Raw genomic sequence first — 20210 nt, 5'->3', positions numbered from 1 at the left:
AGCGTCCACCAGTCCCACAGCGACTGGCCGGCGTAGCCGCGCTCCACGCTGCCATCGAGATTGTCCCAGTGGTTGAGCACGCGCAGCTTGACCCGGGGCGCCGAGGCGAGCGCCACCGTCGCGGCGCTGCCCCCGGTGGCGAGATGGCGCAGCAGCGCGAAGCTGCCGTAGAGCAGCCCGCGCTCGCCGTTGCCGGTGACCAGCAGCGTGTCGCGCCCGCCGAGCCGCACGCGGCGGACGAGATAGCCCTCGTCGCCCAGCGCCGCGGTCGGCAGGCGCAGCGCCGCCACCTGCGGGTCGCCCGCGAGCGCGAGCGTCACGTCGCCGGCCGCCGCGGGCAGCGAGCGCGACAGCTCGTCGGCGGCGAGCCGCAGCGTGGCGCCGTCGCCGCGCAGCGTCACGCGCGCGCTCGACCCCGCCGGCGCGTCGGCGCGCAGCCACAGCCGGTAGCCGTCCTCGGCCCGCGCCGGCGCGGTGCCGGCGAGCAGCAGCGCCAGCGCGGTCGCGACGACGCGAAAGCTTCCTCCCCGATCCATCCTCTCCACCTCCGAACGACCTGCACCGGCAGCAGGCTCTGACGCGTGACTGACATCGCGATAGCCGAAGCGGTCGAAACTGTCAGGCCAAAATCTCCCAGCGGCTTGACGATACCGCCGCGTCGGCCTACCAAGGCGATGATAGCGCTAACGGCGCTGCGCAGCCCGCCGGTTCGAAGCGGGCGTCACACCATCGGAGGAGAGGCCTCGTGTCCGTACGTCGTCGCCGCAACAATCGCCTGCCATTGCTGGTCGCTGCCGCTGGCTTCGCCCTCGTCGCCGCCGAGGCGCAGGCGCAGGACACCGCGGCGCCGGGACCCGGCGGCCAGCAGCCTTCTCCGGCGACTCAGGTGGATAGTGCCGCCAACCCGGACGCGCAGGTGCCGCAGGGCGCGGTGCAGAGCGTCGAGCAGACCACCGAGACGGGCCAGCCGAGCGCCGACATCGTCGTCACCGGGATCCGCGCCTCCCTGCAGAGCGCGACGAACGCCAAGCGCAACTCGGTCGCGTTCGGCGACTCGATCTTCGCCGAGGACATCGGCAAGCTGCCCGCCACCAATCTCGCCGAGACGCTCAACCGCATCCCGGGCGTGCGCCTCAACCGCGACATCAGCGGCGAGGGCACGCAGGTCTCGATCCGCGGCCTCGGCCCCAGCTTCTCCAAGGTGCTGCTCAACGGCACCCAGTTCGCCGTGGCGTCGGACGGCGGCACCAACGGCTCGGGCGGTGGCAACCGCGAGGTGGATCTCGACTTCTTCCCGTCCGAGCTGTTCACCCGGCTCGACGTCGCCAAGACGCCGACCGCCGCGACGCTCGAGGGCGGCATCGCGGGCACGGTCAACCTGCGCAACGCGCGGCCGTTCGACAAGCCGGGCACGCACGTCACCGTGGTCGCGCAGGGTGCCTATACCGACAGCAACGACAAGGTCGGTCCGCGCGGCGCGCTGGTCGCCAGCCACACCTTCGGCGACACGTTCGGCGTGCTGCTCGGCGTCGCGGGCGTCCGCCAGAAGACCCGTGTCGACGGCTATGACACGGTCGGCTTCACCGACGCCAACCTCGCCTGCGGCACCGGGTGCAACGTGTCGCCGCCGGAGAGCAACGGCTTCAGCTTCGCCTCGATCACGCCCGCCAACGTCGGCCATGGGCTGGTCGCCGGCACGCCGGTGGACCTGGCGGCGACCTCGGGGCTGTCGCTGTCGCAGCTCTCCAAGGCGATCCTCCCGCGGCTCGGCCGTCCCGTGCTGACCGAGGGCACCCGCGAGCGCATCTCGGTGGTCGGCGCGGTCGAGTGGCGCCCCTCGGACGCGCTGCACTTCGCACTCGACGGGATCTGGGCGCGGTCGAAGCGCGATTACCTGCGCTCGAACATGAACTGGCAGGTGCGCAACTCGGGGCCGGGCACGTCGCCGCAGTCGACCGGCGGCATGGTGCCGTTCGACATCGAGGTCGATTCGAACAACGTCGTCACCTCGGGCGTGTTCGCCAACTCCTCCTTCTTCTCCGAGAACAGCATCTTCAACCAGGACACCAAGTTCTGGAACGTGACGCCGAGCGCGTCGTGGAAGCCGAGCGAGACGGTGAAGGTCGACCTGTCGGCCAACTTCGGCAAGAGCACCTTCTTCCGGGAGCAGCCGACCTTCGCCTTCCAGACCGCGCCCAACTCGGGCGTCGAGGTGACCTACGACAACACCAACGGCAACCCGCAGCCGATCATCGCTGCCAACGTCGACCTGGGTGACCCGAACCTCGGCTGGCAATGGTATCGCGTCAACGTCCAGAACGTGCGTCGCGAGACCGAGACGCGCGGCGCGCACCTCGACGTCTATGTCGGCGACGACGCGCTCAACGTGAAGTTCGGCGCGGCCTACGACCAGGCCAAGCGCAGCGTCCGCGCCTACGACAACACCAATCCGTTCCAGCTGTCGGTGTGCGGCAGTCCGTGCACCGGCAACACCGGCAGCGTCCCCACCAGCGCGATCCCGCAATATCTGATGCGCACCGCCGCGACCAACTTCGGCCACCTGTCGCGCGGCTCGTTCGGCGTGACGAGCTTCATCGTCCCCGACCTCGATCGCCTGAAGGAAGTGACCAACTACGCGCAGTTCCGCGACACCGCGCCGGAGACGCGCGGTGCCGTGACGGGCGGGTCGACCGGAGACATCGACGAGAAGGTCTACGGCGGCTACGCCGAGATCAACGGCACGTCCGAGCTGTTCGGCCGCGAGCTGCGCGCCAACGCGGGCTTCCGCTACACCTACACCAAGCAGCACGTCGTCGGCCCCAGCCAGATCGGCGCCGCCATCGTCGATATCGTCGCGGACTCGGATTACGAGGAGGTGCTGCCGTCGGCGAACCTCAGCTACGACGTGCTCGACAACCTGAAGCTGCGCTTCGCCGTGTCCAAGTCGCTGACGCGGCCCGACGCGGGCTCGATCCTGCCCGGCGTCACCTTCTCCGACCCGAGCGCGCAGATCGCCACGGCGGGCAACCCCGCGCTCCAGCCCTACACGTCCGACAACATCGACGTCGGAGGCGAGTTCTACACGGGCGGCGCGGGCTACATCGGCGTGGCGCTCTTCCGAAAGAGCATCAACGGCTTCACCGCCACGATCCAGCAGGCGACGCCCTTCTCCGAGCTCAACATCCCGGTCGACGCGCTGCAGGCGACGCAGCGCCAGGCGCTGCTCGACCGTGCCGCCGCCTCGGGCGTCGCGGTGTCCGCGGTGCCGATCACGGTCAACCTGCCGGTCAACCTCAACAACCTCGTGATCAAGGGGATCGAGGGGACGTGGAACCAGCCGCTCGACTTCGTCTTCAAGGGGCTCGGCTTCCAGGCCAACGGCACGCACATCACGCAGAAGTCCGACAGCGGGCTCGTGGCCGCGGGCGTCCCGCGCTGGCAGTACAATCTCCAGGGCTATTACGAGAACTATGGCCTGTCGCTGAGCCTCAACTACGTCTGGCAGGGCGGGGTGATCGCGGCCAACGCGCCGCAGAACAACCTCCCGCTGGGCCTGCTGGCGGACGCGCGCGGCCAGCTCGACCTGTCGGCCGGCTATCAGCTGCCCTTCATGAACAAGGCAGTGCGGCTCACGCTCGACATGCTCAATCTCACCAACGCGCCGATCCGCACGACCTTCGGCTACGACAATGCCGCGTACAACGTCTACTATCCCGGACGCCAGGTCCTCTTCGGCCTGCGCGCCAGCTTCTAAGCGGTTCCGGCACGTCTCGACTCCTTCTCCGAGATGTGCCGATGCTAGGTCGGCCTCCTGCGAGAGGCCGACCCTTTTCTCGCGCGACAAGCCTCACGGAGCTGCGATGCCCAGCCTCTTAACCGCCGCCCGTCTGTTCTCGGCTGGGATCGTCCTGCTCGCCAGCACGGCTGCACAGGCGCAGTCCGCGGGCGCACCGCACCTTGAGCGGCGCGGTAAGGCGACGCAGCTGATCGTCGACGGCAAGCCTTTCCTCGTGCTCGGCGGCGAGCTCCACAACTCCAGCAGTAGCGACCTCGCCTACATGGCGCCGATCTGGCCCAAGCTGAAGGGAATGAACCTCAACACGGTGCTCGCCCCGGTCGCGTGGGAGACGGTGGAGCCGCAGGAGGGCCGCTTCGACTTCAGCAATGTCGACGGCTTGCTGAAGGGCGCGCGCGCGCAGAACCTCCGGCTGGTGCTCCTCTGGTTCGGGGCGTGGAAGAACACCTATTCCAGCTACGTGCCCGCGTGGGTGAAGCGCGATCAGACCCGGTTCCCGCGCGCTCAGACCAGCGACGGGCGGGGAACCGAACGGCTGTCGCCGTTCTCGACCACCACGCGCGACGCGGATGCGCGCGCCTTCACCGCGCTGATGCGACACCTGCGCGCGGTCGACGGCGCGCAGCACACGATATTGATGGTGCAGGTCGAGAACGAGGTCGGCGTCATCCCGGAGTCGCGCGATCATTCGGACGCGGCGGATACGGCCTTGGCCGCGCCGGTGCCCGAGCCGCTGCTACGCTACCTCGCCGCGAACCGCGCCACGCTGCACCCGACGCTGCGCACCGCCTGGGAGGCCGCTGGAGCGCGCACCGCGGGAACGTGGCGCGAGGTGTTCGGCGACGCGGCGATGACGGACTCGCTGTTCATGTCATGGGCGTACGCGACCTACATCGAGGGCGTCACCGCGGCGGGAAAGGCGCAGTACCCGCTCCCGATGTTCACCAACGCGGCGCTGATCCGGCCCAATTATGAGCCCGGCCAGTACAATTCGGGCGGTCCGCTCCCCTTCGCCATCGATGTCTACAAGGCGGGCGCGCCGTCGCTCGACTTCCTCGCGCCCGACATCTATTTCGAGGACTACGCCAACTGGGCGTCGCAGTACGCGCGTCCTGACAATCCGTTGTTCGTGCCGGAGGCGCGCGGCGGAGCGGTCGGGGCGGCCAACGCGCTCTACAGCCTCGGTACGCTCCGCGCCGTCGGCTTCTCGCCGTTCGGCATCGATGGCGAGGGCGTGGTGCTGCAGGGGGACGCGAGCATCGGGCTCAGTGCGGCCGGCGAGGGCGACCCGGCGATGACCGCGCTCTACGGCCAGCTTGCCCCTCTCGCCCCGCTGATCCTGCAGAAGCAGGTGGAGGGTGGGCTCACCACCGTGCTGATGGAAGGCGGCGCGCAGCGCGCCGGACGCGGGCGCATCGGCGACTATGTCGTCAACATGGCGCGCGCCGGCGGACCGAAGGGTGATGTCGACCAGACCAGTCGCGTCGCCGCGATGTTCCTGCAGACCGCCCCGGATGAGTTCCTGGTCGTCGGCAGCGGCGATGCGCAGCTCAGCTTCACCACAGATCGCCCCGGCGAGCCGATCGTCGGCGTCGAGAGCATCGACGAACAGTTCCTTCGGGAGGGCGGGATGGTCGCCGGGCGTCGACTGAACGGGGACGAGACGGGGCAGGGGCAGTCCCTGCGGCTGTTCTCGAAGGACGCCGGCGACAGGAAGATCTACCGGGTCCGGCTCTACCGCTACCGCTAGCACGCGGGCGAGCCGCGCGGGGCGTCACTGCCGTCGGATCAGCGCGGGTCGCCGCACCGCACTGATGAAGCGGTGCGTCGCGTCGTCACTCCGCCGGCTCGGACACGCCGGCGCGCCGCGCGAAGACGTGCCGCCGTTCGTCCATCTTGAGCCTCGTGCGCTCGCGTGCGTCGTGCTCCGTCGCTCGGTAGAGGCTCTCGGTGACACGCGTCAGGTGAGCGCGCATGGCCTCGCGAGCCCCCTCCGGATCCCGGGCCCGTAGCGCGGCGAGAATGCGCCGATGGTCCTCGACCGGCGGCTGGATGCCGATCTGTTTGGCAAGCGAGAAGAGGTAGGCACAGAGCGGGGAGCTGTACCTCTTGTCCCAGAGCGTCTGGACGACGCTCACGATCGCTTCGTTGCGGGTCGCGCGGGCCAGGGTCAGATGGAAATCCCGGTCCGCGCGTTCGCGGATCGACTGATCCAATTCACCCTCTGCCATCTGCGATAGCAGGTCCTCGAGTTCGGTCAGCTCGGTCTGCTCGATTGTTGCGGCCGCCAGGGCCGCGGCCTCCCCTTCGAAGAGCCGCCGTGCCTCGGTGACCTCGAAGGGGCCGACATTGTCCGCCAGGTTGGACTCAACTTCTTCGGGCTCGGTGGCGATGACGTAAACGCCCGCTCGGTGGCGCATCTCGACCACGCCTCGCAACTCAAGGACGATAGTGGCTTCGCGGACCGTGGGTCGACTGACGCCGTACGCATCCGCGATCTCGCGCTCGGATGGCAGTCGACTGTTCACCGGATAGTGCCCCAGTCTGATCGACTGCTGCAGACGCCTGGCAACATGCATGTACAGTCTCTCGGGGACGTCCTTGGACCGATCAGTCATCAGCGTCGCTTCGTCCTATCCACTCTGCGGCGTGGGGCACGGTCCGAACACCACTCGCACGATCATCGACCGATCGCATGCCTTACCATGTCATCCGACAATCCCAAAAGCGATCGCTCGGCCGCGGCCGGTGACGTCGTGCGGGAGCAGCGGGGCGCCTCAGCTGCTGGCTGCTCCGGGAAGAGCGACCGCGATCGTTCGCTTCTGAGCACGCGAGCGTGATGCCGCGAGGGGCGACGCGCGCGAGATCGCCGGGGCTGAGCCCAGACCTGCGCTTCGCCACGGCCCAGCTGCGATCGGCCGCGATGGCCAGTCCCCCTTCTCGGATTGGGCCACGGTCCGGGGCGGGCGCGGCACGATCCGCGCCGTGCTCGAGCTGGCCCATGACGGCGTGCCGAGCCCGACCAGCGATCGTCGGATCATCCTGCCGGTGAGCCGCTGCGAGCGAGCGGCCCCGACGCGGCCGCGCCGCCTGCCGCGTCGGGGCGCTGGCCGCCGAGCCCGTCGCCGATGCCGCTTCAACGAGAAATGGCGCCCGAGGAGGGTCCTCGGGCGCCAGGGCAAGGCCAAGGGGAGGCGGCCGAGCGTGTGATCGTCGTCTGACCCGTCCCGCATGCTCCCGCCGACGCCGGAGCACGCTTCGGCCCCTAGAGGCTGAGGCGCAGGCCGAGACGGAAGGTGCGGCCGAGCACGTCGTACAACACCGGGTTGAACCCGTAGGTCACGCCGTTCTGCGGCGAGGGCTCGGGCGCCTTGTTGAAGAGATTGTCCACCTTGGCGTAGGCGGAGATGCTCTTGCTGATGTTGAACGAGCCGCCGAGATCGACGTAGAGCGCGCCGGGCATCGTGTTGTCGTTGATGGTGGTGATGTTGCCGGTCGGATCGGGCGCCGGGCAGCTGCCCGGATCGCACTGGATATATTCGTTCGAGTAGACGCCGTCGGAGAACCAGCGCTCGGTCACCGACAGCGAGAAGTCGTCCGTGTCCCAGCTCTGGATCGCGAACACCTTCCAGTCGGGCACGTTGCCGCGGTTGTTGCCGGCCTGCTCGGTCGGGATCGTGCCGGGGAGGCCCGAGGTCTCGGTATAGTGCAGCGTGCGCGTGGCGAGGCCGCGGATCGTGAACGCGCCCGGCAGACCGACGCCGCTGAGCGGGCGGCGGTAGCTCGCCTCGATGTCGAAGCCGTTGGTGCGCACGCGCGCGAAGTTGAACAGCTGCTCGTTGACGAACAGCGGGCCGGCCGCGGCGTCGAGATTGAACGAGCCGCAGAACTGCGCGAGGTTCTGCAGGAAGCACTGGTTGATCGCCGACTGCCCGCTGAACGGCGTGATGATGCCTTCCACCTTGATGTTGTAATAGTCGAACGAGGCGCTGAAGCCCGGCAGGAAGCCGGCGGCGGTGCCGTCGAAGACGATGCCGCCGGTGGTGTTGCGCGAGGTCTCCGGCTTCAGCGCGGTGTTGCCGATCGTGTTCGACGGCGCTTGGACGAACTGCCCCGCGGTCGGCGAGCTGCCCGGCGCGCGCGGATCGAGGAAGGTGGCGTTGGCGAAGGTCGGCGTGCGGAACAGCTCGGAGAGGTTGGGCGCGCGCACGTCGCGCGAGGTCACGCCGCGCAGCTTGATGCCGGTGAGCGGCGTGTCCCACGTGCCGCCGACCTTCCAGCTCGTGATCCAGCCCGAGGTGCTGTAGCGCGTCTGGCGGACGCCCGCGTTGATGTTGGCGCGGCCGATCTGGTCCTCGTTCGAGATCGGGATGTCGAGCTCGAGGAAGCCCTCGTGCACGTTGTAGCGGCCGGTGCCGTTCTTGTAGTTGCCGGCGTACCAATTGCCGCCGGTCAGCGTGTTCTGCGTCGGGTCGGCGGGATAGTCGGAGGTGTTCGGGTTCGCCGCGGTGACGCCGTTGCCGTACGGATCGGCCTTGGTGCGATACCATTCGCGGCGATACTCGTAGCCGAACGCGACCGACAGCGGCCCCGCCCAGGTCGAGACCGGCTGGCCGTTGAAGCTGATCGCGCCCGCGTTCTGCGTCGACCAGGTGTGCTGATAGGGGCCGATCGCTGGCTTGACGTAGTTGAGCGCGGCCTCGGTCACGCCGCCGTCGCCGATAATGTTGAGCGGGACGCAGCCGGCGGCGCGCGCCGCCGCATTGGCGCAGCCGATCGTGCCGTTGGGCAGCCGCACCGCCTGATAGGCCGCGCGGAAGCGCGAGATGTTGAGCATGTTGTCGACGTGCAGGTCGGTGTAGTTGCGCCCGTACTCGTAGTAAGCGTCGTAGCTCCACTCCGTGCCGAGGCCGCGGAACTTGCCGTTCGCGCCGACGACGTAGCGCAGGTTGGTGCGCACCGGCTTGACCTCGATGAAGTCGCCGAGCTGCGCCAGCGCCGAGCCGTACTGGAACTGGGTGATGCCGGCGTTGGTGCAGGCCTGTTGGATCGACTGCGGCACGAACGGGTTGGCGTTGGCGTTGTTGAGGCCGCACTGGATCGTGAGATTGGCCTGCTGGGCGTAGCCCGGGTTGGGTGAATTCTCCGAGCTGACGCGCGAGCCGTTGAAGGTGAAGTAGATCTCGTTGTTGGGCGCGAAGTCGAAGCCGACGCGCGAGTAGTAATTGTAGCGCTCCAGCTTGGAGGCGAGGCTGGTGCCCGCGCCGACCACGCCGCTGGTGTCGCCGCGCGAGCAGAAGGAGGGCGTGCAGCCGGTCACCGCGCCGGTCCCGGTCGGCACGCCGTTCGAGCCGTACTGGAACTGGTAGGGCTGGCCGTTGGCGCCGAAGGCGATGCCCTGGAGCGGGCCCGAGGTGATCAGGCCGAACTTCGAATATTGATACTGCTGCGCGTTCTGGATGTAGAAGATGCGTGGCTGGCCCGCGGGCGTGTTGGTCACGCCGGTCTGGACGAAGGCGGGCGAATTGTACCAGTCGCGGCCGTTCGCGCCGACGATGCCGAAGCCCGGGTTGGGCACGCCGCCCTGCCGGCCGTATTCGGCGCTGACCACGACGTGGAGCCGGTCCTCGTAATAGCTGTTGCCCCAGGCCGCCTGCGCGGTGACGCCGGCGTCGTCGCCGTAGGTGGTGATGCTGCCCTGAAGGTTGGCCTTGAAGCCCTTGAAGCGCTTGTCGGTGATGAAGTTGACCACGCCGCCGACCGCGTCCGACCCGTAGGACGCCGAGGCGCCGCCGTTGACGACGTCGACGCGCTGGACGAGCAGCTGCGGGAACTGGCTGACGTCGGGCACGCCCGAGTAATTGGCGCCGACGAAGCGCTGCCCGTCGAGCAGCGTCAGCGTGCGGATCGCGCCCAGACCGCGCAGCGAGAAGGAGCTCAGCCCCTGGATGCCGCTCGACGTGCTGCCCACCGAGGTGGCGCGCCCGGTCGATCCCTGCAGCGAGGGCAGCTGCGTGACGGCGTTGAAGATGTTGGGCTGCGCCAGCCGCTGCAGGTCGGCCGCGCCGATCACCTGGGTCGGCGTGGGCGCGTTGAAGCCGCTCGAGGTGATGCGCGAGCCGGTGACGATGATGTCGCTGCCGGGCTCGGCGGCGGGATCGGGCTGGTCGACCGTCGCCGCGCTGTCGGCGGTGGCGGGGTCGGCGCCCGACGGCGTCGCCGCGGCCGAGCCGGGCTGGATCGTCGGGGAAGGGGCGGTCTGCGCGGCCGGCTCGGTCTGCGCCTGCGCCTGCGCCGGCATCGCCAATGCCAGCGCGAGCGCCGTCCCGCTCGCCGCCATCAGCACGCCGCGGCGGCATGCCGCCATGCCGTGGCTCAGCTCCATCTCGAACACGATCATATCCAGACCCCTCCTCCCGTCGTGGAAGAGGCAGGCCGACTCCCCGCGCGGCGCATCGGCGACCCGATCGGTCCGGCGGTTGTTCCGCTCGAACCTGCGCTGCCGGTCGGACATCGCCGACCTGATCCTCTCCGTCCGGCAGAGTTGTCCGACAGATCTGCATCATTGTCGACAGAAAAGTTGAGGTGTGTGCACGGTCGTTTCTTACAATCCTCACGGCGCACCGTTGCGAGCGATTCGATGCGGTGCGCGTTGCACCCGCACCCGCGGGTGGCGGCGGCAGCGATCGCGCTCAAGGACGGGAAGATTGGTCTGACCGCCTAGCGCTAGCGCCCCTGGTCGGGCGGCTTAGGGTGCCAGATCGCCGGCGCGGACGGCGCGGGCGATAGCGGTCACCTCTCCTCCGGCAGCCCGAAGACATAGACCGCGTAGCCGGTGATCGGGCGATGTACCTCGGTCAGCATCGTCCCCGGCTTGAGCTGCGGGCTGCCGCCGCCCAGCGCGGTGGTGACCGCCACATATTGCTTGCCGTCGACCGCGAAGGATACGGGGAAGCCCTGCACCGTGGTGCCCAGCCGCGTCTTCCACAGCGTCTCGCCGGTGCGCACGTCGACCGCGCGGAACACGCGGTCGAAATCGCCGACGAAGGCAAGGTTGCCCGCGGTCGACACCACCGAGGTGAGGAAGGGCGCGCGCTGCTGCACGGTCCACAGTGGCGCGCGGTCGCGCGCGCGATAGGCGGAGAGCCGGCCGAGCTGCCCGCCGGTGCCGGGCATCTCGTAATAGACCTGGCTGCCGTTGCCGAGCATCAGCACGCAGCTCTGGCTGAGCGGGATCACGAGCGCGTCGCTCGGCTGGTGATAGCTCATCGCCTGCCAATTGTGTCCGCCCTCCGGGCCGGGGCAGGAGGCGAGCCACTGGTCGGACTGCTGCTTGACCACGTCGTCGCGGTAGCTCGGCCGGCCGGTCACCGGGTCGATCCGCGTGAAGACGTTCTGGAACACGGTCTCGGTGGCGCCGAGGAACTTGCCGTTCGTCCGGTCGAGCTGCCACAGGATCCCCGCCTTGCCGATCGTGTAGAGCGACTTGCGCTCGCCGTGATCGACCAGCACGCGCTCGAACACCTCGTCGAGGTCGAAGGTCTCGCCGGGCGCGTGGTTGAACCACCAGCGCAGCCTGCCCGTGCCGGGGTCGAGCGCGAGCGTCGAGTTGGCGTAGTCGGTCGCGCCGTTGGCGGAGCCGCGCTCGTCGCGGCGCCACGGCTTGCCCTGCGCGGTGCCCCAGTAGGTGGTGTCGAGTTCGGGATCGTAGGTGCCCGCGATCCAGGTCTCCGATCCCTTGCGCTCGTCGTCGGGCAGCGCGCCCCAGCTGTCGCCGCCGGGCTGGCCGGTCAGCGCGACGGTAGTGAATCGCCAGTCACGCTTGCCCGTCGCGGCGTCATAGGCGCTGATATAGCAATGGTCGGGCGTGCCCTTGCGCCCGCAATTGGTCATGCCGACGATCACCTTGCCCTTGATGATGATCAGGCCGCCGGTGGAGCGGCCGACGCCGGGCTTCTCGTCGGTGATGTGCGTCTTCCACACCTCCTCGCCGCTGCGCGCGTCGAGCGCGTAGACCCAGCCCTCGGGCGTGTTGACGTAGAGGTTGGTGCCCCACAGCCCCATCGCGCGCGTCTCCACCGAGGACGGGCCGGGGCCGGCGCTGGTGGGGAAGGGGCCGAGGCGGTTCTCCCACAGCAGCTCGCCGTCGCGCGCGTCGAGCGCCTGGATGACGTTGCCGACGCCCCACATGTACATGATGCCGTCATGGACGATGGGGGTGTCCTCCATCGTGCCGTTCTCGGGCATGGACCACATCCACTTGAGCTGGAGCCGCGCGACGTTGCCCGTGTCGATCTGCGCCAGCGGGCTGTAGCTCCACCCCTGGTAGTTGCGGCGGAACATCAGCCAGTCGCCCGGCGGCGGTTCGCGCAGCATCGCGTCGGTGACGGGGCGATAGTCGGCGATCGCGCCCCTGAGGCTCAGCCCCGGCTTGCTCGGCAGCACGAAGCGGCCGGGGTCGGCGTACTTCACCTTCTGCCCCGGCGCGGCGAAGCCCGCCGAGGTGGCGGGCGCGGCGGCGCCGCCGGGGCCGTTGGCGGGGGCGGACTCCTTGGCGCCGCCGATCTGTGCCTCCTGCGAGGCGGTGCTGCCGGCGGGCGCGCCGGTCGCGGCGGTGGCCTGGGGGTCGGCGAAGGCGTCGGCGGGAGGCGTCCCGCTCGCTACCGCGCCGAGCAGGGTCGTCGCGCCGCGGTCGAGCGGCGTGTCGCCCGCGGGCGCGCCGTTGGCGTAGAGGATATAGGCGACGATCGCGTCATAGGTGGCGTCCTCGAGACTGCCGCCGCGGCCGTACGGCATCGAGGCGTGGATCTTGCTGTAGAGCGCCGCGACCGCGCGCTTGCCCCATACCGAGTTGAACGAGGCGCCGGTCAGCGCGGGCGCGTCGGTGGCGCCGGCGAGGTCGCTCTGGTGGCAGGCGGCGCATTGCTCGGCATAGGCGCCGCGTCCCGCGGCGACCTGCGCGCGGGTGAAGAGCCCGCCGGGCTGCTGCGCCACCGCGATCGTGCCCGCGAGCGTGAGACCGGCGGCGGCGAGCGGGAGCGCGGCACGGGGGCGCAAGGTAAAGTGTTGCATGGTCAGCGCCGCGGCGTGTCGAGCTGCGGCAGGAACCAGGCGCCGCGCTGCGGCACGCCGGGGGTGGCGCGCGCGTGCGCGGGGAGCAGCCAGCCCCACAACGTCCCCTTCCGTCCCCAGCTATAGCCCGGCGGCGCCTTCTCGCTGTCGATCTGGACGTACAGCCGCCCGGTGCGCAGCGCCGCGGCCTGTGCCCCGCTCAGCCGGTAGCGGCCCGCGATCGTGCCTTCTGTGTCGCCGCTCACCGTCAACGCCAGCGCCCTGGTGCCCGGCACGCCGATCGCGGGGCCGATCAGCAGGTGCGCCGCGGTGGCGCGCGAGGGCAGCCCGCGGAAGCGGCCGCTGACGGTCAGCCGCGTGCCGTCGAGCCGCGCCTCCGCCTCGCCGCGCCCCGCGATCACCGCCTTGGTTTCGTCGTCGAGCGGCATCGGGCCGAGATCGGCCTGATAGTCGGCGGCGTGCAGCGGGGCGGCGAGGGTCGCGGTCAACAGCAGCCCCGCCAGCGTCCAGCGCATCCCGATCCTCCCCACCATCCCGGCTCGTCCCGCCGATGATCATCGTCAGTGTGCTTGACGCGGTCTCAGATCGCATACAAGATTGCACCTGTCCATACAAACGGCGCGCCCACGGGCAGCGTCGCAAAAAGGAGAGTGGGATGAAAGGGTTGCTGTACCTGTGCGGCGCGCTCGCCGCGCTCGGCGGCGGGGTCGCGGCCTCCGCCCAATTCTCCGGCCGCGAGGATCCGATGCCGGTGACCCAGCCCAAGATGCCCGGCGAATATTGGGCGCCCAAGCCGACGCAGCCGACCGCTTACAGCGCCCCCAACAAGGTCCATTGGAAGCTCGCCGACATCCGCGCGGCGCATCGCGGCCAGAGCGACTGGGTCCATCCCGTGGTGCGCAACCCCGAGCAGGACGCCGATTACGTATCGCTCGGCGCGGGCAGGAAGACCAAGCCGCGCTTCTTCGCCGACGACCGCATCATGTTCATCGTGTGGGACGGCAGCCTGCGCGTGACGATCGACGGCGCCGAGCCCTTCACCGCGACGAAGGGTTTCATGGTCAGCGTGCCGTTCCGCCACGTCTATTCGCTCGAGAATGTCGGGCAGCAGCCCGCCGTTTGGTTCGAGGTGCGCCAGGCCGGCACCGCGCCGCTCTATCCCGCCAGCGAGACTCCCGATCCGGTCAAGGGCCGCACCTATGTCAAGGTGACGGGCAATCCCGGCCCGGCGAAGGACCGCGACACCAACCCGATCTACGTCGACTTCTTCAAGACGATCGCGGTCGGCGACAAGCCGTACAACGGCAAGTTCGTGTGGGACGATCACTGGACCTCGAACATCCTGCGCGGCAAGGCCGCCGACGCGGTGCCGCCCGACACCAACAAGGGCCATTTTCATACCGAATGGACCGAGTTCTGGTTCATCATGGAAGGCAAGATCGGCTACAAGATCGAGGGCTATCCCTATTTCACCTCGGAGCCGGGTGACGTGGTCACCGCGGCGCGCGGGCGCTGGCATCGCGCCGGCAACGATCCCAGCGCGCCGATGTCGACCCGCATCCCGATCAACCCGCGCCCGGTCATCCTGCACAACTTCGAGCCGGCGCACTGAGGCCGCCGGCAGGGGATCGCGCGATGCGCTTCACCCGACGCGCGCTGCTGGCGCTGCCGCCGCTCACGCTGCTGGCGCTGCGCGCGCCCTTCGCGGCGGCGCAGGGCAGCCCGCGGCAGCGCGCCCCCGGCGACACCGACTGGCTGCATTATGCCAACGATCTGGCGAGCACGCGCTACGCCGCGCTCGACCAGATCAACGCGGAGAACTTCAGCAGCCTGGAGGTGGCGTGGCGCTTCCGAACCGACTCGCTCGGCGCGCGCCCCGACTATCAGCTCGAGGCGACCCCGCTGGTGGTCAACGGCGTGATCTACTCCACCGCGGGATCGCGCCGCGACGTGGTCGCGCTCGACGCCGCGACCGGCGAGCTGCTGTGGATTCACCGCGAGGACGAGGGCGAGCGCGCGCGCAAGGCGCCGCGCCAGCTCTCCGGGCGCGGCGTGTCCTACTGGACCGACGGCACGGAGGAGCGGCTGCTCTATGTCACGATCGGCTATCGGTTGATCGCGCTCGACCCGCGCACCGGCCAGCGCATCCCCGGTTTCGGGAGCGACGGCGTGGTCGATCTCAAGACCGAGTTCGACCAGGAGATCGACCTGATCGAGAGCGACGTCGGGCTCAACTCGACCCCGCTCGTCGCCAAGGACACGGTCGTGGTCGGCGCCGCGCATACCGCGGGCAACGTGCCCAGGACGCGCGACAACGTGCGCGGCTACGTGCGCGGGTATGATGCGCGCACCGGGCGACGGAAGTGGATCTTCCACACCATCCCGCGTCCCGGCGAGTTCGGCTATGACACCTGGCTCGACGGCACCGCGGCGATCGGCAACGCCGGCATGTGGTGCCAGATCTCGGCCGATCCCGCGCTCAACCTCGCCTACCTCGGCATCGAGCTGCCGACCGGCGACGTCGGCGGCCAGTACCGCCGCGGACCGGGGCTGTTCGGCGAGAGCATCGTCGCGGTCGACCTCGATAGCGGCGAGCGCAAGTGGCACTACCAGCTCGTCCACCACGGGCTGTGGGACTATGACATTCCCTGCGCCGCGATGCTGCTCGACGTGCCGGTCGGCGGGCGCATGCGACAATTGCTCGCGCAGCCGACCAAGCAGGGCTTCCTCTACGTGCTCGACCGCGCGACGGGGAAGCCGATCTGGCTGATCCCCGAGCGCAAGGTGCCCAAGGGCGACGTGCCGGGCGAGTGGTACGCGCCGACCCAGCCGATCCCGTCGCGCCCCGCCGCCTATGACGTCCAGGGCGTCGGCGACGACGATCTCATCGACTTCACCCCGGAGCTGCGCGCCGAGGCGCTGGCGGTCGCGAAGAACTATCGCCGCGGCCCGCTCTTCACCCCGGCCTCGATGTTCGACCGCGAGGGCACCTGGGGCACGCTCACCGCGCCCAACCTGACCGGCGGCACCAACTGGCCCGGCGGTGGCGCCGACCCCGAGACGGGCGTGGTCTACGTCTATTCCAAGACCGTGGCCGACGTGATGAGCGAGCTGCCCAACGACGATCCGAAGCGCTCCGACTTCGCGGTGATCAACGTGCGCGGCATGCCCGACGCGCCGCGCCGCGGCGAGCATACGTACGGCGCGCTGACGGTGGAGGGGCTGCCGCTGCTCAAGCCGCCTTACGGAAGGATCACCGCGATCGAGCTCCGGCGCGGCGCGCATCTGTGGCAGGTGGCGCACGGCGAGACCCCCGACACGGTGCGCAACCATCCCAAGCTCAAGGGCCTGACCATCCCAAAGACGGGGCGCTCGGGCAATGTCGGGCCGCTGGTGACGAAGACGCTGGTGATCTGCGGCGAACCCGGCGTCTTCACTTTGCCCGACGGGCGGCGCGGCGCGATGCTGTGCGCCTATGACAAGGCCAGCGGCGAGCAGAAGGGCGCGGTCTACATGCCCGCGGGCCAGACGGGCGCGCCGATGACCTACATGCTCGACCAGCGCCAGTACATCGTCCTCGCGATCGGCGGCGGCGCGTACAGCAGCGAGCTGGTCGCCTTCCGTCTCCCCGCCGCGTGAGCGGCCCGTCCCCAGAGGTGCGCATGACCCATCCGTCGCTCCGCCCGTTGCTCGCCGTCGCGCTGGTCGCGCTGCCCGCGGTCGCGCTGTCGCAGGCCGCGCCGCGGAGCGTCTGGGGCGGAGTCTACACCGCGGCGCAGGTGCAGCGCGGCGCCGCGGTCTACGCCGCCCACTGCGCGAGCTGCCACGGCGACGCGCTCGGCGGCAACGACCAGGCGCCGGCGCTCGCGGGCAGCGGCTTCCTCGCCAATTGGAACGGCCAGAGCGCCGCGGCGCTGTTCACGCGGATCAAGACGACGATGCCGTTCGACAATCCCAACTCGCTCGGCGCCGCCAAGGTGGCCGACGTCGAGGCGATGATCCTGTCGAAGAACGGCTTCCCCGCGGGCGCGGCGGAGCTGCCGAGCGACGCGGGCGCGCTCGGCACGATCGCGATCACGCAGGACAAGCCGGGCGCATGAGCGCGCCGCAGCCCTTGCCGACGCATGTCAATGTTGTATGCAAGATATCTAAGGTGAATACACAGAAGCGTCGGGGGGCCGGGCGGGGATGATGACGGGTGATCAGCCACTGGCGGGGATCCGCGTGCTCGACGTGTCGCAGGTGATGGCGGGGCCGTTCTGCTGCATGCTGCTGGGCGACATGGGTGCCGACGTCATCAAGGTGGAGCCGCCGCACGTCGGCGACAGCTCGCGCCGCTCGATGGGCTTCCGGCTCAAGGGCGAGGACAGCCCCGGCTTCCTCGCGCTCAACCGCAACAAGCGCAGCATCGTGCTGGACCTCAAGGACGCGGCCGACCGCGACACCTTCTACGCATTGGTCGACACCGCCGACGTGCTGGTGGAGAACGGCCGCCCCGGCGTCGCCGCGCGGCTGGGCATGGGCTATGAGACGCTGCGCGCGCGCAACCCGCGGCTGATCTACGCCAGCATCTCGGGCTTCGGCGCGAGCGGGCCCTGGGCGACTCGCCCCGGCTACGACCTGATCGCGCAGGCGATGTCGGGGCTGATCAGCGCGGTCGGCCTCCCCGACGCCGAACCGGTCAAGAACACCACCCCGGTGGGCGATCTCGGCTCGGCGCTGTTCGCGGCCTATGGCATCCTGTCCGCGCTCTTCGTGCGCGAGCGCACCGGCGAGGGGCAGCTCGTCACCGCCTCCTTGTTCGAGGCCGCGCTCGGCCTGTCCGTGTGGGAGACCGCGGAGCTGTGGGGTACCGGCAGGAGCCCGCGCCCGCTCGGCAGCGCCAACCGCATGTCCGCGCCCTATCAGGCGGTGGAGGCGGCGGACGGCTGGTTCGTCTTCGCCGCCGCCAACCAGAAGCTGTGGCTCGCGCTGCTCGGCGTGATCGATCGCGCCGAGCTGGCGGACGACCCGCGCTTCGTCGACAACAGCGCGCGCGTCGGCAACGCGCGCGACCTGATCGAGCTGCTCCGTCCCAGCTTCCGCGCGCGTACCGTCGCCGACTGGGTCGACGCGCTGCTCGCCGCGGGCGTGCCGGCCGGGCCGATCCTCGACTACGCGCAGTCGACCACCAGCGCGCACGCGCAGGCGCGCGCCATGGTGCAGGACATCCCGCACCCGGTGGAGGGCAGCATCAAGGCGCTCGGCTTCCCGGTGAAGCTGTCGGCGACGCCGCAGCAGGTGCGCTATCCGCCGCCGCTGCTCGACGAGCACGGCGACGAGATCCGCGGCGAGCTGCGCGCGGCGGGCCGGCTGGCGCAGGGCGCGACGGCGTGAGCGCGGGAGTCACCCGCTACGAGAAGCAGGGCGCGGTCGCGCGCATCACCTTCGACCGCCCCGCCGCCTATAACGCGCTCACCTGGGACATGTGGCGCGGGCTGGGCGAGGCCTGCGCCGCGATCGCCGTCGACCGCGAGGTGCGCGTCGTGACGCTGCGCGGCGCTGGCGGCAAGGCGTTCGTCTCGGGCACCGACATCGCCGGCTTCCGCGACTTCACCGGCGGCGATCAGGGCGTCGCCTATGAGGCCGAGATGGACGGCTATGTCGGCGCGGTCGAGGCGCTGCCCCAGCCGGTGATCGCGATCGTCGACGGCTGGGCGGTCGGCGGCGGGCTGGCGCTGGCCTTCGCGAGCGACTTCCGCGTCGCCGCCGCGGGCGCGCGGTTCGGCTCGCCGCTGGCGCGGACGATCGGCAACTGCCTGTCCGCGCGCGGCTATGGCCGGCTGGTCCAGCATGCCGGCGTGGCGATGGCGAAGCGGCTGCTGCTCGGCGCCGAGATCGTCGACGCGGCCGAGCTGCACGCGCTCGGGCTGGTCAACGCCGTGGTCGCGCCCGCGGAGATCGACGCCACCGTCGCCGCGCTGGTCGAGCGGCTGCTCGCGCACGCGCCGCTGACGATGGCGGTGAGCAAGGAGGCGATCCGCCGCGCCGCCGTCGCCGCGCAGCCCGACATCGCCGACCTGATCGCGCGCGTCTACGGCAGCGCCGACTTCGCCGAGGGCGTGCGCGCGTTCCTCGCCAAGGACACGCCGCGGTGGCGCGGCGCGTGAGCGGGCGATGATCGCCGCCTCGGTCGACGATTTCCGGGAGATGGCGCGGCGGCGCCTGCCCGACTTCCTGTTCGAATATATCGACGGCGGCTCCTATGCCGAGGAGACGCTGCGCGCCAACACCGCGGATCTCGCCGCGCTGAAGCTGCGCCAGCGCGTGATGCGCGACGTCGACGGGCTCAGCCTGGCCACGACGCTGATGGGGCAGGCGGCCGACTTCCCGGTGGCGCTCGCGCCGATCGGGCTCGCCGGGCTGTACGCGCGGCGCGGCGAGGTCCAGGCGGCGCGCGCGGCGGCGGCGGCGGGGGTGCCGTTCATCCTCTCCTCCTCGTCCTGCTGCGGGATCGAGGAGGTGGCCGCGGCGGCGCCGGTGATGCTCCAGCTCTACATCATCAAGGACCGCGGCTTCATGGAGGACCTGCTCGCGCGCACCGCCGCGCTGGGGGTCGAGACGCTGGTGCTGACGGTCGACCTGATCGTGCACAGCCCGCGCCGCCGCGACGTGCGCACCAGCCTGACCGGCGACCAGGGCGCGGCGGCGCGGCTGCGGCGCGCGGTGGAGATCGCGCGGCATCCCGCCTGGGCGTGGGACGTCGGCGTGCGCGGACGGCCGCACACGCTCGGCAACTACGCCGCCAAGATGCCGGGCGGCGCGGGGCTGGCCGAGTTCACCGCCTGGGTCAGCCGCAACTTCGACGCCTCGGTCACCTGGGCCGACCTCGACTGGCTGCGCCGGCACTGGCGCGGGCGGCTCGTCATCAAGGGCGTGCTCGACGCCGAGGACGCGCGCGACGCGGTCGCGGCCGGGGCGGAGTCGATCATCGTCTCCAACCACGGCGGCCGCCAGCTCGACGGTGCGCCCTCCGCGATCGCGGCGCTGCCGCGCGTGGTGGAGGCGGTCGACGGCCGCGCCGAGGTGCTGATGGACGGCGGCATCCGCTCGGGCACCGACGTGCTGCGCGCGCTCGCGCTCGGCGCGCGCGGCGTGCTGCTCGGGCGCGCCTGGGCCTATGCGCTCGGCGCGCAGGGCGGGGCGGGGGTGACGCGGATGCTTGCGCTGCTGCGCCACGAGCTGGCGGTGGCGATGGCGCTCGCGGGGCAGCGCGACGTGACCGCGGTGGGGCGCGACGTGCTGGTCGCCCCGCCGCGCTGAGCGACCCGCCGCACGATGCTGGAAGAGCCTGGGAGGATGA

Annotated in this window: 13 protein-coding genes; 8 read left to right on the top strand and 5 right to left on the bottom strand. The window is 70.4% G+C overall.

The genetic code is table 11. From position 1 onward, the window contains the following. Nucleotides 1-536: alpha-glucuronidase family glycosyl hydrolase (locus FHY05_RS14365; RefSeq protein ID WP_311732484.1), on the bottom strand; the 536-nt coding region annotated here is incomplete at its 3' end. Nucleotides 537-745: 209 nt separating this feature from the next. On the opposite strand from FHY05_RS14365, the gene FHY05_RS14360 reads away from it, so the two are divergent. Beyond that, the gene (locus tag FHY05_RS14360) at nt 746-3754 is read left to right on the top strand and encodes a TonB-dependent receptor (protein WP_409321780.1); all 3009 of its coding nucleotides are present in this window, start codon (nt 746-748) and stop codon (nt 3752-3754) included. Between the two features lie 106 nt (nt 3755-3860). Next, nucleotides 3861-5546 (top strand): DUF5597 domain-containing protein, encoded by a 1686-nt coding sequence (locus FHY05_RS14355; protein WP_183945123.1) that lies wholly within the window; start codon nt 3861-3863, stop codon nt 5544-5546. An 85-nt stretch (nt 5547-5631) separates the two neighbouring features. On the opposite strand, the gene FHY05_RS14350 is transcribed toward FHY05_RS14355, so the two are convergent. The 4 genes from FHY05_RS14350 to FHY05_RS14335 form a co-directional block, all read right to left on the bottom strand. Next, nucleotides 5632-6414 carry a FadR/GntR family transcriptional regulator gene (locus FHY05_RS14350; RefSeq protein WP_183945122.1) on the bottom strand — a complete coding sequence of 261 codons (783 nt, stop codon included), beginning with the start codon at nt 6412-6414 and terminating at the stop codon, nt 5632-5634. A gap of 647 nt (nt 6415-7061) precedes the next feature. Next, on the bottom strand, nt 7062-10196 hold the full coding sequence (locus tag FHY05_RS14345) for a TonB-dependent siderophore receptor (RefSeq protein WP_260181567.1): 3135 nt from the start codon (nt 10194-10196) through the stop codon (nt 7062-7064). A gap of 392 nt (nt 10197-10588) precedes the next feature. After that, entirely contained in the window at nt 10589-12868 is a 2280-nt protein-coding gene (locus FHY05_RS14340) for a PQQ-binding-like beta-propeller repeat protein (protein ID WP_183945121.1), read from the bottom strand. 2 nt (nt 12869-12870) lie between these two features. After that, nucleotides 12871-13383, bottom strand: coding sequence for a CHRD domain-containing protein (locus tag FHY05_RS14335; RefSeq protein ID WP_183945120.1), 513 nt, complete (start codon nt 13381-13383; stop codon nt 12871-12873). A 140-nt stretch (nt 13384-13523) separates the two neighbouring features. On the opposite strand from FHY05_RS14335, the gene FHY05_RS14330 reads away from it, so the two are divergent. From FHY05_RS14330 to FHY05_RS14305, 6 genes are all read left to right on the top strand, one after another. Then, nucleotides 13524-14480, top strand: a complete 957-nt coding sequence (locus FHY05_RS14330) for a cupin domain-containing protein (RefSeq protein ID WP_183945119.1) — start codon at nt 13524-13526, stop codon at nt 14478-14480. Nucleotides 14481-14503: 23 nt separating this feature from the next. After that, a complete protein-coding gene (locus FHY05_RS14325; RefSeq protein ID WP_183945118.1) occupies nt 14504-16507 on the top strand; it encodes a PQQ-binding-like beta-propeller repeat protein in 2004 nt (667 codons plus the stop codon). A gap of 23 nt (nt 16508-16530) precedes the next feature. Continuing rightward, nucleotides 16531-16968: a c-type cytochrome gene (locus FHY05_RS14320; RefSeq protein WP_183945117.1), complete on the top strand. Its 438-nt coding sequence runs from the start codon at nt 16531-16533 to the stop codon at nt 16966-16968. Nucleotides 16969-17059: 91 nt separating this feature from the next. Beyond that, a complete protein-coding gene (locus FHY05_RS14315; protein WP_183945116.1) occupies nt 17060-18244 on the top strand; it encodes a CaiB/BaiF CoA-transferase family protein in 1185 nt (394 codons plus the stop codon). Next, nucleotides 18241-19017 (top strand): enoyl-CoA hydratase, encoded by a 777-nt coding sequence (locus FHY05_RS14310; protein ID WP_183945115.1) that lies wholly within the window; start codon nt 18241-18243, stop codon nt 19015-19017. The genes FHY05_RS14315 and FHY05_RS14310 overlap by 4 nt, the downstream gene beginning before the upstream one ends. A gap of 7 nt (nt 19018-19024) precedes the next feature. After that, nucleotides 19025-20170, top strand: a complete 1146-nt coding sequence (locus FHY05_RS14305) for an L-lactate dehydrogenase (RefSeq protein ID WP_183945114.1) — start codon at nt 19025-19027, stop codon at nt 20168-20170. Nucleotides 20171-20210: the final 40 nt, after the last annotated feature.

This window comes from Sphingomonas sp. BK580 (assembly GCF_014194975.1).
Lineage (GTDB): Bacteria > Pseudomonadota > Alphaproteobacteria > Sphingomonadales > Sphingomonadaceae > Sphingomonas.
Note: the sequence above shows the minus strand (reverse complement) of the source record. Positions and strands in the feature narration are given on the sequence as shown.